Genomic DNA, 15,154 nt, shown 5'->3' with positions numbered 1-15,154 from the left:
AAAACACTGTGCCATTTTACCCCCCCCCGTGTGTCAAAACGACACAGTTTATAAACTAAGTCAAAATCTTTTATATCATTCTTTTTTTCTCTTTTGTAATAAACACATAAGACAATTATGTTATTTTGTCTTGTGTGTTTTTTTATATATTTACCGCTTTGAAACTAAATTTGAAAGTAAATCAAGATTTTTGTTTTACAATTTAGCAGGGCGGTTTAGCAGCTTAGGTTTTTACGGTCAAAAATTTGGATTGACAAATAACTTTCTATGTAAAGGGATATTTGTGTGGAACCTATCCAAATTATAAGCCTTAAAAATAAATTTTATTTACATAGGAGATTTTTATGAGTTTGAAAGATAATTCACGATTTGAAGAACAAGATGATGGTTCATGGTACGATACACAAAAGGATCTATATTACTCAAAAGAGAGGTTTGATGAAATGGATGAAATGTCAGATATCTACAATGTTGATACGCCAGAAGATTTAGAAGATGCTCATAGTGACAATTGTGGATGATAATTTTGTAATTGAGTTATAAAAATTGAAATATTATTAACCTATATAGGAGAAAATTTATGGCAAAAAATTGGAATAATCTGACAGAGGAAGAAAAGTCAGAATTTAGACAGAGAGCGACAGATATTGCTGAACGAGCACATAATGCTAAAGAACAATATAAAACAGGCGATGAAAAATCATCAATTATATCACAAATTTTAAAGTCAATGTTTTCATCCATTGAGCGTACAATGACTAACTATTCAAAAAGGAAATAAATTATGGACAAAGATAAGACTTTAACTTTAATAAAACGATATACTAGCACAGCAGAAACCCACCTTCGAAAAGCAGATCGTGAGTATGCATATTATAAAAATGAAAAATTTGGGGATCCTCAAGCACATTATTTGACATCACAACAATGTTATTCAAAAGCAAAGGAGATGGCTGAAAAAACACTGCAAACAATGGATGCAGAGGGTATTAATGATCCTAATTTAAGAGCAAGACTTAATGCCATTATATTAAAGTGTAATAATAACAGATAATAAAATTACAAAAGGAAGGTTAAAAATGAAAAAGACAGCAATTATTTTTTTATGTGTCTTATTGGTTTCTGTAAATATTTTTACAGAAGAGAAAAAAACATCCTCTAATCAGGAAAAATACTTTGCCATGGCAAAAGTTCCCCCTCTAAGTGATTTTGAGTATGAACTTACAGAGGATATGGAAGGCGTAAAAATAACTAAATACCGCGGAGAAGCTTTGCATGTCCTTATTCCTAATGAAATTGAAGGCTTGCCTGTTACAGAATTAGCAGACTACTCATTTTCAAGTAGAAAAAAACTGGAAACAATAATCATACCTGATACTGTAAAAAAAGTAGGTAGATATGTATTTAATTTCTGTGATAAATTAAAAAATATTAGTTTGTCAAAAACAATAACGAGTATTGCAGAAGGTATGTTTTCTTCATGTGAATCACTGGAAGAATTTATAATACCTGATCATATTACAAATATTGAAAGAAGTGCATTTTCACAAAGTGGTTTAAAATCTATTTATCTACCTGATAGAATAACTTTCCGTTCAAAAAGTTTTTTTGAAGAATATGAAATATCCAGTTATGTATTTAGCAAGTGTAAAAAACTGCAAGAAGTATTCCTACCTTCATCAATCACCGTTATTGGAAACGAAATGTTTTCAGGGTGTACTTCATTACGAAAGATTATTCTTCCGGAAGGGCTTACAAAAATAGGTGAAAATGCATTTGCAGACTGTTCTTTTACAGAATTAACTATACCTGATACCGTTACCACAATTCTATCAGGTGCCTTTTATGGATATAAGGGAAAAAAACTTATAATTCCAGATTCTGTTACAGTACTTGACTGTTCTTTTTCAAGTTGTAAAAATCTAGAATATCTTAGACTGCCTAATTCTTTAACAAAAATTGGCTTTTACTTATTTCATAGTACACTTTCAGATAATTCTAGTGCATTAGTATCAGTAAATTTACCTGAATCATTACAAAAGATAGACTACCATACTTTCCAAGAGTTAACTTCATTGAAGGAATTGATTATTCCTGACTCACTGACTGAAGTAGAATTTGCAGATGATAATATATTTTTAGGTACAAATCTTCCGCTTTTAACCCAAAAACGTTTAAAGGAATTAGGTTATAAAGGAAAATTTAACAAATAGGTTTATTAGAATAGCTAGTATATAATAAAATACATAAAAGATATTGATTATATATCTATGTTAATTTATGGAGAGAAAAAATGAAAACATTGGAAGCTATACAAGCAGAAATTAACGCTCTAGGTGATGTTGATTTATTTGGAACAAAAAAAGAGGTAAACTGCTTACCTGAAATAATGAAGGATTCTGAGCATATTCTTTATCTTACTTCAGGTTTGATGGATGGAACAACCTGGCTGATTGTTTGCACAGAAGAAAGAATTATCCTTTTAGATAAAGGAATGTTCTTTGGTATGAAGCAAACTGAAATGTCTTTGGATAAAATCAATTCAATATCATATAATAAAGGCTTGATGTTGGGCTCAATTGAAATTTGGCATGGTGGAGCAAGAATGATAATTGAAAACTGTACTAAAGAATCAGTAAAACCTTTTGTTGATGCTGTCAATAATGCAATAGAAAACAGAAAGAATAGATCATCGGAGGCGAATGTTCAAAAAGCTGTACAAAATGGACCATCAACTATTGATATTGCAGATCAGCTAGAACGGCTTATTAGTATGGTTGAAAAAGGATTTCTTTCACAAGAAGAATTTGAAACTCAAAAACAGAAATTGCTTAATAGTTAATATTCAAAAATATTTTTAATAAAAGGATAGTCAAAATGAGAAAAAAAAATAATTACTTTTGTTATCGTTATTATTGCGATAATCGCAATACTGTATTCATGCGGTAAGAGAAAAATATACAATACCATCATTAATACGGTAAAAGACGGGTATTTTGCTGAGGTTACTTACGATGTTACAATAGGAGAAATGATGCAAACACTTTGCAGCGATTCTAAATGGGAGTATACTCCGGACACCGAGTCAGGTTTAGTATTTGTAACATACACAGGAAATATGAAAGGTCAGCCTCTAAAAATGATGTTCCTCATTCATAATATAGGAGGTGATATGATGTTTCAATTAAATTATTTTTCCTTAAATGGAGAAGAAGCAGCAAATAAATATGGACCTACCGGAGTTGATGAAATAGGAATGATGCCTTTTGTTTTATACGAAGCATACCGTAGCGTAAAAGGTAAGTAAAAATTCTAGCGACCACATGAATTTCTGTGTCCGCTTTAATATGCAAATAAAACGAATCATTTCATAGGAAGCAGTCCCATAAAAATCCGGCTAATTCCTTTTACAGGATTAGCCGGAAAGTTTTAGCAGTTAAATGATTAAGGCGGAACAGCAAACAGTTTTCCCTCACGCAATAGTCTTGTTGTTCTTCATAAAGCCCAATTTGACTTTTTATCTCTCTTATGTTAAAATATGCTTATGCAAATAATTGAAGGAACATACAACAATGCTAGTGTGATGATCGATTCAATCGATTCTGAAACCGAAAAACAAATTAAAACTTTTCTCAATCATAAGGCCTTTGAAGGCACAAATATAGCAATAATGCCGGACTGTCATGCAGGTAAAGGAGCCGTTATCGGTTTTACAATGAATATAGACAAATACATAATCCCAAACATTGTAGGTGTAGATATCGGCTGCGGAATTCTTTCGGCGCGGCTTAGTATAAAAAATCCGGATCTTGCAGAACTAGACAACTTTATCAAAAAAAATATCCCTCATGGCAGAGCCGTTCATCAGAATATAAAAATAGACAATAAAGAATTTGAAGAAGAAATTATAGAAGAATCAAAAAAGGTTCATATGGATGAAGATAGGGCTTTAAAAAGTATAGGAACATTAGGAGGCGGAAATCATTTTATAGAGCTTGGAAAAGATTCTCAAGGAAAACTGTGGCTCACGGTTCATTCGGGAAGCAGAAACCTAGGCCTTCAGATTGCCGGTTTTTATCAAAAAAAAGCACAGCAGCTTTTAGATGAACAAAAACTTCTCACGCCTGAAGATAAAAATTTGGAATATTTATTTACAGAAAGTGATGAAGGAAAAGCTTATTTAAGAGCAACCTATTTTGCTCAAAAATATGCAAAAGAAAACCGAAAAAAAATGATAGAATTGATCTCACAATTTTTAAATACGGAAATTGAAGAAACTGTAGAATCGGTTCACAATTTTATAGGTGAGGACGGCATCATCCGAAAAGGAGCAACTTCCGCCGGATTAAATGAAAGGCTTATTATTCCTTTTAACATGCGTGACGGATTTGCATTTTGTATAGGGAAAGGAAATGATGACTACAACCAATCGGCTCCACATGGAGCAGGAAGAATTATGTCCCGCTCCAAAGCATTTAACGAACTTTCACTAAAAGATTTTCAAAAGGAAATGAAAAATGCCGGAATATTTACAACAACTGCAACAAAAAACACCTTAGATGAAGCTCCATCAGCTTATAAAAATAAGGAAATAATTCTAAAACACATTAAGCCGACTGCCGATATAAAAGATTTTGTAAAACCTATATATAACTTCAAAGCACCCAATTAGCATACTCTTACAACATAGGAATAAAATAGAAAAAATATTGCTTAATTTTTCTTATCGGTAATTTTAATTATCCCCTTTGAAGAATAACACGGCTATAAAGCAGTATCCAATCGGAAATTTTTAGTGTAATTACTCATTACCGATTTTAGCCTTTGCCTGAAAGTTCCAGATAGATTTGATCGGCGAGGCCGAAGCCGGCATTTTTGGTCATGCTGCGGCCGAGTTCGTCATACATCATGTCTTGGTACATCTTACCTGCAAAAGATTCGTCTCCTGCAAGAGTTTTACCTGTCAAAGTATTCCTCATAGAGTCGAGCATTATTTTTACAAAATAGGATTCAAACTCAAGGGCTTGTTCGTAAAGCTTACTCGTCCTGTCAATCGAATATTTTGAATGAACCGTCTCGCCGGATTTTCCAAAGGAGGAGGCCATGCCCTGAACCTCCCTGTGGGTGTCGGCCGGAACGGGATTTTCTATTTTCATCGATTTTAAAATATCGCCGGGGAGGCGGGTATCAAAGAGGGCTTCCGATTGGCCTGTTTTTAAGCCTGAGACGGAAGCAGAGTTTTCGCCCTGAATATTGGAAATAATGGAAGACGCTCTTTCAGAACCTCTAAGAGCTTCAAGCATTTGAGTAAAATTTTGTTGAGGTTTTGCCGATGCAGGGATTTCATTTTTATTTATCAAAGAATTTTTTACCTCTTCCCTGCCCGCTTGATTTGTTCCTATTTTGTTTACTTCCATTTCTTCCCTCCCAAGCCTTAATTAAAAATTATCTTTAAGAATTAACTAAAAACTATCGCTTTAAACTTACCGCAGTACCAAGCATATTATCGCTTGTCTGGATAGCTTTCGAATTAAACTCGTAAGCTCTTTGAGCTACAATCATGTTTACCATTTCGCTTACGGTAGAAACATTTGACATTTCCAAAAACTTGTGCTCGGTGCTTCCGAAGCCGGTAAACCCGGGGCGCCCCGGAATAGCCGTACCTGAGGCAGGGGTCTGCCTAAAAAGGTTAGTACCCTCGGCTGAAAGACCAGCATTGTTCTGGAAGCGGTAAAGCTCTATCTGGCCTACTTCGATAGGATCGTCTATATCGCCGACCTTAACTGTAACACGGCCGTCCCTGCTAACGGCAATAGTATTCTCCCGATAGCCTTCGGGGAAAATGATTTCAGGCAAAACGCGTAAACCGTTTGAGGTTACAAGCTGGCGGTCTCTATCAATCTTAAAGGAACCGTCCCTTGTATAAGCATAGGTTCCGTCATATTGAAGAACTCTAAAAAAACCTTCACCCTGAATAGCTATATCGCTTGTTACACCCGTATTTTGCAAGGACCCTTGTTCAAATATTCTTTGGGTAGCGGCAAGCCTTGCACCGTGTCCCATCTGAACTCCTACCGGAGTAATCGTATCCTCTGTAGCAGGCGTACCGGCAGTTTTTACCGTCTGATAGATGAGGTCTTCAAATTCCGCTCTCTGCTTTTTAAAACCGCTTGTATTTACGTTTGCCAAGTTGTTTGCAACCGTGTCGATGTTTGCCTGTTGAGTGTTCATGCCTGTTGCGGCCGTCCATAAACTTCTAACCATAATTTAACTCCTATAATAACACGATGTTTTGTGCAAAGCACAAAACTCGTAGATAAACAGTGAGGCTGAATTTCTGCCGAACTGTTTATCCTAACTCCTACCTTTTAACCTTTATTTTTTAACTGCTTCGTTCCATAGTTTGGCCATCATTGTATCTTCGGCCTGAATGGATTTTTGATTGGCCTCATAGGCCCTGTTTACTTCTATCATTCTAACCATTTCGTTTACGACATTTACATTGGAAGCCTCGATAAAGCCCTGCACTACAACGGGACGTGACGGTCCCTCGGCAGCAATGGCTTTTCCTGAAAGAGGTGTATCCAAATAAAAGCTTGTTCCGTTTTTGCTTAAATATCTATCGTTTTCAAATTCCACTATTTTTAAACGGTCCAGATAAACGGAATCGCTTTCGGGTGCGGTAATCGGGCGTACATAGATTTGTCCGTCTTGGTTGATCTTATATTCCATGTCCTGTAAAAAGATGCGGCCATTTTCTCCCATAACCGGATAGCCTTCCTTGGTCATAAGATAGCCTTCAACTCCGACCATGAAATTTCCGTTTCGAGTATACTTTTCTCCGTAAGGTGTTTCAACGGCAAAAAAGCCCTGCCCTTCCAAGGCTAAATCGGCCGGAGAGCTTGTCTGTTTTAAAGAGCCCTGCTCAAACTCGGTAAATATCTCGTTAGTTTCAACGCCGAGCCCAAGTTTTCCTATAATAGGGGCTATATCCGATGAACCGAATGGATTTTTTATTACACCGTCATCATTCAGCCTTCTTAAAAGCAATTCGGGAAAAGACTTTTGAACGGAAACATCTCTTTTAAAACTGGTCGTATCCAAGTTAGCTAAATTATTTGAAATAACATCCAACTGACGCTGCTGAGCAAGCATTCCGCTCGCCGCAGTATACCAACCTCTTACCATATAACCACCTCTTATATGATTTTCGGCATTGTAAATTTTTTTTTTAGAAAAAGGAATATAAAATTTTTGCAGGATTCCGTTGGATAAAAAATCCTAACTTTTTTCTTAAGTCTTTTTTTAGTTCTCCGATAAATGAAATAAGCACAGCTTAAATTTTAATGTGCTTCCGTCTTCTGCGGAAAGACAGAGGATCCGGAAATGACATATCGGCAGGGATGCCGCGGGAATTTTAAAATTGCCGAAAATCACCAAAGGAGTAGGAATATGATCATTAATCACAACATGAGCGCTATGTTTTCACAGAGGACATTGGGTCACACCAATTTGATGAACCAAAAAAACATAGAAAAACTTTCTTCAGGTTTACGTATTAACCGAGCGGGCGATGATGCATCCGGTTTGGCCGTATCAGAAAAAATGAGAAGCCAAATCCGCGGTTTGAACCAAGCAAGTGCCAACGCACAAAACGGCATTTCTTTTATTCAAGTTGCAGAAGCTTTCCTTCAGGAAACTACAGATGTTATCCAGAGAATCCGCGAGCTCAGCGTTCAGTCTTCCAACGGTATTTACTCGGCAGAAGACAGATTGTACATTCAGGTTGAAGTATCTCAGCTCATCGCTGAAGTAGACCGAATTGCAAGCCACGCACAGTTTAACGGTATGAATATGCTTACCGGAAGGTTTGCTCAAGAAACCGGAGAAAACACCGTAACTGCTTCTATGTGGTTCCACATCGGTGCCAACATGGATCAGAGAACAAGAGCTTACATTGGAACAATGACAGCTAAGGCTCTCGGCGTTCGCAATGTCGGGGATGAATCGATTATGACTATCGATACACCCGAAACAGCTAACCGCGCTATCGGTACCCTTGATGAAGCTATCAAGAAAATCAACAAGCAAAGAGCCGACCTTGGTGCATACCAAAACAGACTCGAACTCACTGTTGTAGGTATCAATATCGCAGCAGAAAACCTCCAAGCCTCCGAATCACGAATCCGTGACGTAGATATGGCTAAGGAGATGGTAGATTATACCAAAAACCAGATTCTCACACAGTCCGGTACGGCAATGCTTGCACAGGCAAATCAGGCAACTCAGAGTGTCATGACCTTGTTAAGGTAAGCTGTAAACAGTTTGACGGAAAAGCGGTTCTAAAAAGAACCGCTTTTTTATTATCTACTTAATAACTTTAAAAAAATTCAGTTTTTTATAAATTCCGTATTGTCTATTCTTTTTGTTTTTAGTATAGTAAGATATAAAATTTAAGATGAACTTATAAAAATTCTAAAATGAAAAAAAGAAAACTAACCGATAAATGGCGGAAAATCATTACTATAGGCTTAATAATTTTTCTTTTGTGTTTAAGCATCTTTCTATATTTTTTTTGGGGACAGCCTCTTATAAAATTTCTTATGGATGCAGAAAAAGTACATGCCTATGTTGAATCTCATCCTTTTTCGAGCCGAATATTTTTTATGGCTGCCGTTTTTTTGCAAGTAGTAGTTGCGGTAATACCGGGAGGCCCCTTCGAAATAGGAGCAGGCTATGCTTTTGGAGCGGTAGAGGGAGCCTTAGTATCATTGACAGGAATAGCAGCCGCAAGTATTTTAATTTTTTTATTTGTAAAAAAATTCGGCAAAGCGGCAATAGAAATTTTCTTTTCTCCCGAAAAAATAGAATCCATAAAAATATTTAAAAACAAAAAAAGACTCCACCTCATAGTTTTTATCGTTTTTTTAATTCCGGGAACACCTAAGGACTTATTAACCTACATGGCAGGGCTTACACCTATACGTTTAAGCGAATGGCTCATACTAAGTACTCTTGCCCGTTTTCCGGCTATATTAGCGTCAACTATAACAGGAAAAAGTTTAGCCCAAAAAAACACGGGGCTTGCACTTGCAGTGTTTTTGATAGGGAGCATAGCGGCCTTTGCAGGAGTTTTAATTTTTAACAAACTAAATAGCCGTAAAAAAAGCTAAGTTTTTTTACGGCCACTAAAAAATATCTTAAAAAAATATCAGACCTTGGGAAAGCCCCGCTTTTCGCCCCAGCCGAAGGGATCGAGCCTCCATTCGGCAAGGCTCTTTTTATTTTCTTCGCTTATGTAATTTTGCCTTACGGCCTCATTCAGCATGATATCGTAATCTAAAATAGTTACGGGAATACAGGGCGGAGCTAATTCGGCAAAGGCTTTTTCGGCTTCTGCAAATCCGTAAGAAAAGATAGCAAAACAAAATGGAACATTTCCGTTTGCATTACGCACAGCCTCAACAGCCTTGATGGAGCTTCCCCCTGTTGAAATTAAGTCCTCAACAACAAGTACACCGGCTCCTTTATAATCCGCATTAGCGCCCAAGCCCTCAATCTGATTTTTTAGGCCGTGATCTTTTCCGCCTGAGCGTACATAGGAAACGCTTTTTTGCAAGAGGTCTCCCAAACTTACTGAATGGGGAATTCCTGCCGTAGCGGTTCCTGCAAGCCAGTCGGGGTCAAAATCAACCGCTTTTAAAAGCTCTGCAAAGGCTTCGGCTATAGTACGGCGCATCTCAGGCAGGGCTAAAAAACGGCGGTTATCATTATAAATGGGCATACGGTAGCCTGATGCCCAAGTAAATGGATCGGCAGGAGATAGTTTTAAAGCCCCTAGTTCAAAAGCCGTTTTAGCCAAAAGCGGTCCATATTTTTTTTGAACCTCTGCAATTTTCTTTTCATCTTTGTGCATAAAATTTTCCTTTAGATAGTCTTATAGTATTCATAGATGGCTTGAGTTCCTTTTTCGGAATAACCTTCTTCATTCATCTTGTTAAAAAAGTTTTGTGCAAGCTCCAAAACGGGAATACGCAGTTTGAGTTCTTTTGCAACATTTAAGGTTATGTTTAAATCCTTTAAAAAGTGTTTAACATAAAAGCCCGGCGCAAAATCTTTTTTAAGCATTTTAGGCCCGTTGTTTAAAATCTGCCAGCTTCCTGCAGCACCGCCCCCGATAGCCGAAAGCATTTTTTGAGGATCAAGGCCTGCAGCCTCGGCATAGCAGACAGCCTCGACCGTGCCGAAAAGGTTTGCGGCTACGGCTATTTGGTTTGCCATCTTAGTGTGCTGCCCTGCCCCTGCACCTCCTTGAAGGGCCCAAGTCTTCCCCATACAGGCAAAAAAAGGCTCCAACTCCTTAAAGGCTTTTTCATCTCCGCCTGCCATAATCGAGAGGGTGCCGTTTTTAGCCCCTATATCTCCGCCTGAAACGGGAGCATCTACAGAAAAACAGCCCTTTTTCTTTGCTTCATCATAAATCTTTTTTGCCAAAATCGGGCTTGAGGTTGTCATATCCGCAAAAATCGTTCCGGGCTTTGCGGTTTTTAATAAACCCTTTTCTCCTAAATATATTTCTTCAACGTCTTGCGGATAGCCTACTATGGTAAAAATAATTTTACAATTGGGAGCAAGGCTTGCCGGGTCGTCATACCAAACAGCCCCCTTTGAAAGAATCTCTTCAGCGGATTTTTTTGTGCGTGTAAAAACATGCATCCTAGCACCGGCCGCTCTTAATCTTTCGGCCATGCTTTTTCCCATAACTCCAAGGCCTATAAAGCCCGCATCGCAATTTTCAACCTTCATAATTTAAAGTCTCCCTTAATAAAAATTTTTTGCAGGAAGCAGAAACTTCCGAAAAAAATTATTTTTTCTTATAGCAAATCCAATAAAACATTCCGACAAAAAAGGCTCCGCCTATTATGTTCCCGATGGTAACGGGCATTAAATTCTTTATAAAAAAAGCAGCCCAATTTATATTTGAAAGAGCCTCGGCTGAAAGACCGGAAGCGGCAGCATAGGCCGGAACGCTTTTCGAGAAAATCCCTGCGGGGATATAATACATGTTTGCAACACTGTGCTCAAAACCTGAAGTTATAAAAAGCCAAATCGGGAAAAAAGCGGCAAGCATTTTTCCGGTCATATCCTTAGCACCATAGCAAAGCCAGACTGCAAGGCAAACCAGCCAATTACACATGATTCCTAAAAAAACTGCCTGCACAAAAGAAAGAGAAACTTTACCGTAAGCAATCTTTACGGTAATTCCGCTCAAAAGGCTTGCTCCGCTTGAAAGCTGTCCGCTTTGTACAATCAAAAAAGCAATAAAAACAGAACCTATAAGATTCCCGATATAAACGGCAATCCAGTTTTTAAGCATTGCAGTAAGACTTACTTTTTTTTCTAAAACGGCTGCAATGATTAAATTATTTCCCGTAAAAAGCTCGGCTCCGGCAAGGAGCACCAAGATAAGGCCTACAGGAAAGATAAGCCCTGCAACGAATTTTCCAAGCCCGTAAGTTTCAGGTTTTGCAAAAAGCCCGCAGGCAGCCATATTGGAGCCTTCCGAAGCAAAAGCAATAAAAACCCCTGCTAAAAATCCTAAGCAAAGAAGCTTCCACACAGGAGTCGAAGCCTTTACAATACCCTTTTGTACCGTTACTTCCAAAATCTCGGCCGGATCACAATACATTTTTTCAGACATAACTTTATCCCTTATATGCAGATTATATCATAGAACACTTTAGTTTTCAATCGTTTTGCTGTAATGTGTCCTATAACGGATTATTTTGAGCAATTTAATAAAAATTATCAATCCTATCCAAACTTACAAAGGTTCCTTTTTTACAGGTTAAGATGTTTCCGCAAGAACACTCTCCGCAAATTCCCACACCGCACATCGTATTCATCTCTAATGACATAAAAATCTGAGGCTTTCGGACTCCCAATTTTAAAAGGATTTCTGAAGCACGGCGCATAAATATCATAGGGCCTACCAGATAAGCGGCAAAGAATTCCGGCTTTGAGATATTTTCAGACTTAGACCGAATGGGAAGACCTGTATTTTTTTCAATAATGTCTTTTTGGAATTGATTTAAAACCCTGCCGATAACGCCCTTGTCGGCTATCTTTTTATATGCTCCGCATTCGATTAGAATTTTTTCGATGCCGTTGGGTCCCTTTTTTCTAATTTCTTCGGAAGTTCCCACATAGGTAGAAATTAAAGTTCCCTGTTTTTTTAGGCGCTTTGCAAGAGCCGGTAATACTGCAACTCCTGTTCCGCCGGCAATTAAAAGGGCATTTTCGGTTTTAGGCGGCCTTATTCCTTTGCCGTAAGGCCCCCTCATATAGATTGTATCCCCTTCTTTTAGTTTAAAAAGAGCTTCGGTAAATGGACCGCGTTTTTTTATTATAAGGCTTATAGGATCGGCTTCCGCAAGGGAGAAGGGCTTTTCTCCAACTTCGGGAATCCATAAAAACACAAATTGACCGGCTTCGAATTTACATTTTCCGTTTAGGGTAATGATTATAATATCTTCACTTTCTTTTTCGATTTTTACGATGGTTTTAGCTTCATACTCCAAGGCCTTGTTTTTGCGCAAAAAGGAGAAAGTTTTGTCGGTTTCTTTTCCGCGTATGCAGTTTAGAGCATCTGAGGCAAGGTTTTGAAAAAACGGCTTTAAATCATCCTGCTCAAGCATACCGCAGGCAGAGCCTATGCCTATTATATCGGCACCCGCTTTGATGAGTTCGGCTGCTTGAGAGCCTGTCATAACGCCGCCCATTCCGATTATAGGAATTTCTTCTCCTACAGCCTTCCGTATTTGCCCGATACATTCTAAAGCCCTTGGAAACACCCATTTGCCGCTCATGCCGCCCTTTCCGCCGAGTTTATTTTGTAAGATGGGCTTTCCCGAATGGGGTTCAATGTAAACCGTGGGGCCTACAGTGTTGATAGCCGTTATGCCGTCTGCCCCGGATTCGATTACGGCGGAAGCTATGGCTCCTATATCTTCAACATTGGGGGTAAGTTTTACAAAAATCGGCACGGCACAATCAGGGTTGGCTTTTTTTATCGCCTTTACGTATTCTGAGGCAATCGCAGGGTCGCAGCCTATGGAGGCACCGAAGCCTGCCGAAGCATGGGGACATGAAAAATTAAGCTCAAAGCAGTCGGCTAATTCTTCAAAGCCCTTCACAAGGCTGATAAAATCTTCGGGATTTGAGGCCGAAAGGGAAACGTTTAAAATAGAATCGGTTTTCCATGAGGAGCGGAGCTCTTTTAGCTCTTTTACGGCCTGTTCCATTCCGCAGTTACGCAAGCCCACAGAATTGCCGAAACAGCCCAGTTCGGGCTCACAAAGGATGGGTTCGCGGTTTCCCGGATTAGGCAGCACTTGAAAACTCTTTGTGGTAACAAGGCCGAAACCCAGCTCATCGGCGCAATATCTTATCAAATTAGGTTTTGTAGAAAGAACACCTGAAACGGTTGCAAGTAAAGGCTCCGCCCTTCCTTCCCTCGCTGCAAGCCCTGCATTTTTAATTTTTTGTATTATTTCAGCCTTGTTTTTCATTTCCCCTCCTTGCCGATTTTTCTATCTATTGATATTCATGTAATTTTATCACATTGAATAGGAGCGGTCAATAGAATAAAAATTTAATAAAAATTTAATTGCTTGACAGAATCGGAATTTGACATATAATATACCTATTATGATACATTTAATTAAAGATATTTTAACCTCCGAACCGAAAGGCCAAGCAATCGATGTTTACGGCTGGGTTCGCACAAAGCGGGAAACCAAGAATTTGGTTTTTATTGAGATCAATGACGGCTCTTGTTTTGCCTCCATTCAGGCAGCATTTGACAGGGATACCGGTCTCGATAATAATACTGAAGCTCTCTTAAAAAAAGCCGGTACCGGAGCTTCGGTAAAGGTTTCAGGTAATCTCGTTCCCTCCCCTGCGGCAGGGCAAAGTGTTGAACTTCAGGCTAATAATATCCATATTTTCGGTGAGGCTGATCAGGAAAAATATCCTTTACAAAAAAAGCGTCATAGCATGGAATTTTTAAGAGAAACGGCTCACTTGAGAGCCCGTACCAATACCTTCGGGGCTGTTGCACGCGTGAGGAGCCAGATGGCCTATGCGATTCACACCTTTTTTAATGAAAGAGGTTTTCAATATGTGCATACGCCTATTATTACCGGCTCGGACTGCGAGGGTGCAGGCGAAATGTTCCATGTTACGACCTTCGATATAGAAGAAACGGTAAAAAAAGCTTTAAGAGAAAAAAAGGATCCCGATTCTTTTAAAATAGATTATTCTCAAGATTTTTTCGGCAAGCAGGCTAACCTGACCGTTTCAGGCCAGCTTGAAGGAGAAGCCTATGCAACGGCTCTTTCTCGAATTTACACCTTCGGCCCGACCTTCAGAGCGGAAAACTCGAACACAAGCCGCCACCTTGCAGAATTTTGGATGGTAGAACCCGAAATGTCCTTTTTTACCATAAAAGAAAACATGGAGCTGGCAGAAGATTTTATCGTCTACCTTTTAAAATGGGCCTTGGAAAAATGCAAAGAGGATTTGGCCTTTTTTGATTCAAGAATCAAAAAAGGGCTTATCGAGATGCTCAAAAATGTCGTAAACACACCCTTTACACGCCTTACCTACACTGAGGCTATAACCGAACTTGAAAAGCACGTTGACCGCTTTGAGTTTAAGCCCTATTGGGGCTGCGACCTCCAGAGCGAGCATGAAAGATTTTTGACCGAGGAAGTGTATAAGGGGCCGATAATAGTTACAAACTATCCCAAGGAGATTAAATCCTTTTATATGAAGTTAAACGAGGACGGAAAAACCGTGCGGGCAATGGACGTACTTGTACCGGGCTTGGGCGAAATAATCGGAGGCTCCCAAAGAGAAGAAAACCTCGATATTTTACAAGGGCGAATTAAGGAATTGGGTTTAAGGGAAGAAGACTATTGGTGGTACCTTGACCTCCGCCGATACGGTACGGTTCCTCATTCGGGCTTCGGGCTCGGCTTTGAGCGTCTCCTCCTATATGTTACGGGTATGGCAAACATAAGGGATGTTATCCCCTTCCCGCGGGCACCAAAGTCGGCAGAGTTTTAACTCTTACTAAAAATTAAGACCT

General features: G+C 38.8%; 17 protein-coding genes. 10 read left to right on the top strand and 7 right to left on the bottom strand.

The window, feature by feature from the left end; all coding sequences use genetic code 11:
* Positions 1-344: 344 nt before the first annotated feature.
* From E4N74_RS01915 to E4N74_RS01885, 7 genes are all read left to right on the top strand, one after another.
* A complete protein-coding gene (locus E4N74_RS01915; RefSeq protein WP_255818651.1) occupies positions 345-521 on the top strand; it encodes a hypothetical protein in 177 nt (58 codons plus the stop codon).
* 59 nt (positions 522-580) lie between these two features.
* Positions 581-781, top strand: coding sequence for a hypothetical protein (locus E4N74_RS01910; RefSeq protein WP_255818649.1), 201 nt, complete (start codon positions 581-583; stop codon positions 779-781).
* A 3-nt stretch (positions 782-784) separates the two neighbouring features.
* Positions 785-1,054: a hypothetical protein gene (locus E4N74_RS01905; RefSeq protein ID WP_255818648.1), complete on the top strand. Its 270-nt coding sequence runs from the start codon at positions 785-787 to the stop codon at positions 1,052-1,054.
* 25 nt (positions 1,055-1,079) lie between these two features.
* Positions 1,080-2,213, top strand: a complete 1,134-nt coding sequence (locus E4N74_RS01900) for a leucine-rich repeat domain-containing protein (RefSeq protein WP_255818647.1) — start codon at positions 1,080-1,082, stop codon at positions 2,211-2,213.
* 80 nt (positions 2,214-2,293) lie between these two features.
* The gene (locus E4N74_RS01895) at positions 2,294-2,842 is read left to right on the top strand and encodes a PH domain-containing protein (RefSeq protein WP_255818646.1); all 549 of its coding nucleotides are present in this window, start codon (positions 2,294-2,296) and stop codon (positions 2,840-2,842) included.
* A gap of 189 nt (positions 2,843-3,031) precedes the next feature.
* On the top strand, positions 3,032-3,307 hold the full coding sequence (locus tag E4N74_RS01890) for a hypothetical protein (protein WP_255818644.1): 276 nt from the start codon (positions 3,032-3,034) through the stop codon (positions 3,305-3,307).
* Between the two features lie 237 nt (positions 3,308-3,544).
* Positions 3,545-4,672 (top strand): RtcB family protein, encoded by a 1,128-nt coding sequence (locus tag E4N74_RS01885; protein WP_255818642.1) that lies wholly within the window; start codon positions 3,545-3,547, stop codon positions 4,670-4,672.
* A gap of 145 nt (positions 4,673-4,817) precedes the next feature.
* Here E4N74_RS01885 and E4N74_RS01880 read toward each other — a convergent pair whose 3' ends face one another.
* The 3 genes from E4N74_RS01880 to flgF form a co-directional block, all read right to left on the bottom strand.
* Complete coding sequence (locus tag E4N74_RS01880) at positions 4,818-5,417, bottom strand: rod-binding protein (protein WP_044978814.1); 600 nt, start codon at positions 5,415-5,417, stop codon at positions 4,818-4,820.
* Positions 5,418-5,469: 52 nt separating this feature from the next.
* A complete protein-coding gene (gene flgG / locus E4N74_RS01875) occupies positions 5,470-6,264 on the bottom strand; it encodes a flagellar basal-body rod protein FlgG (RefSeq protein WP_255805970.1) in 795 nt (264 codons plus the stop codon).
* Positions 6,265-6,375: 111 nt separating this feature from the next.
* A complete protein-coding gene (gene flgF, locus E4N74_RS01870; protein ID WP_255805969.1) occupies positions 6,376-7,188 on the bottom strand; it encodes a flagellar basal-body rod protein FlgF in 813 nt (270 codons plus the stop codon).
* A gap of 264 nt (positions 7,189-7,452) precedes the next feature.
* On the opposite strand from flgF, the gene E4N74_RS01865 reads away from it, so the two are divergent.
* Both E4N74_RS01865 and E4N74_RS01860 read left to right on the top strand, forming a co-directional pair.
* Positions 7,453-8,313, top strand: coding sequence for a flagellin N-terminal helical domain-containing protein (locus E4N74_RS01865; protein WP_002677466.1), 861 nt, complete (start codon positions 7,453-7,455; stop codon positions 8,311-8,313).
* A 167-nt stretch (positions 8,314-8,480) separates the two neighbouring features.
* Complete coding sequence (locus E4N74_RS01860; protein ID WP_255818641.1) at positions 8,481-9,173, top strand: TVP38/TMEM64 family protein; 693 nt, start codon at positions 8,481-8,483, stop codon at positions 9,171-9,173.
* Between the two features lie 38 nt (positions 9,174-9,211).
* Here the strand turns inward: E4N74_RS01860 and E4N74_RS01855 are convergent, their stop codons facing one another.
* The 4 genes from E4N74_RS01855 to E4N74_RS01840 all read right to left on the bottom strand — a co-directional run bounded on the left by E4N74_RS01855 (position 9,212) and on the right by E4N74_RS01840 (position 13,571).
* Complete coding sequence (locus tag E4N74_RS01855) at positions 9,212-9,916, bottom strand: orotate phosphoribosyltransferase (protein ID WP_255805966.1); 705 nt, start codon at positions 9,914-9,916, stop codon at positions 9,212-9,214.
* Between the two features lie 11 nt (positions 9,917-9,927).
* Positions 9,928-10,806 carry an NAD(P)-dependent oxidoreductase gene (locus E4N74_RS01850; RefSeq protein ID WP_255818640.1) on the bottom strand — a complete coding sequence of 293 codons (879 nt, stop codon included), beginning with the start codon at positions 10,804-10,806 and terminating at the stop codon, positions 9,928-9,930.
* Between the two features lie 58 nt (positions 10,807-10,864).
* Positions 10,865-11,701, bottom strand: coding sequence for a formate/nitrite transporter family protein (locus E4N74_RS01845; protein WP_255818639.1), 837 nt, complete (start codon positions 11,699-11,701; stop codon positions 10,865-10,867).
* Positions 11,702-11,795: 94 nt separating this feature from the next.
* Positions 11,796-13,571, bottom strand: a complete 1,776-nt coding sequence (locus tag E4N74_RS01840) for a dihydroorotate dehydrogenase (protein ID WP_255818637.1) — start codon at positions 13,569-13,571, stop codon at positions 11,796-11,798.
* 139 nt (positions 13,572-13,710) lie between these two features.
* On the opposite strand from E4N74_RS01840, the gene asnS reads away from it, so the two are divergent.
* Positions 13,711-15,132 (top strand): asparagine--tRNA ligase, encoded by a 1,422-nt coding sequence (gene asnS, locus E4N74_RS01835; RefSeq protein ID WP_255818635.1) that lies wholly within the window; start codon positions 13,711-13,713, stop codon positions 15,130-15,132.
* Positions 15,133-15,154: the final 22 nt, after the last annotated feature.

This window comes from Treponema putidum, from assembly GCF_024401155.1.
Lineage (GTDB): Bacteria > Spirochaetota > Spirochaetia > Treponematales > Treponemataceae > Treponema_B > Treponema_B putidum.
The sequence above is the reverse complement of the archived record's forward strand: the minus strand, read 5'-3'. Positions and strand labels throughout refer to the sequence as shown.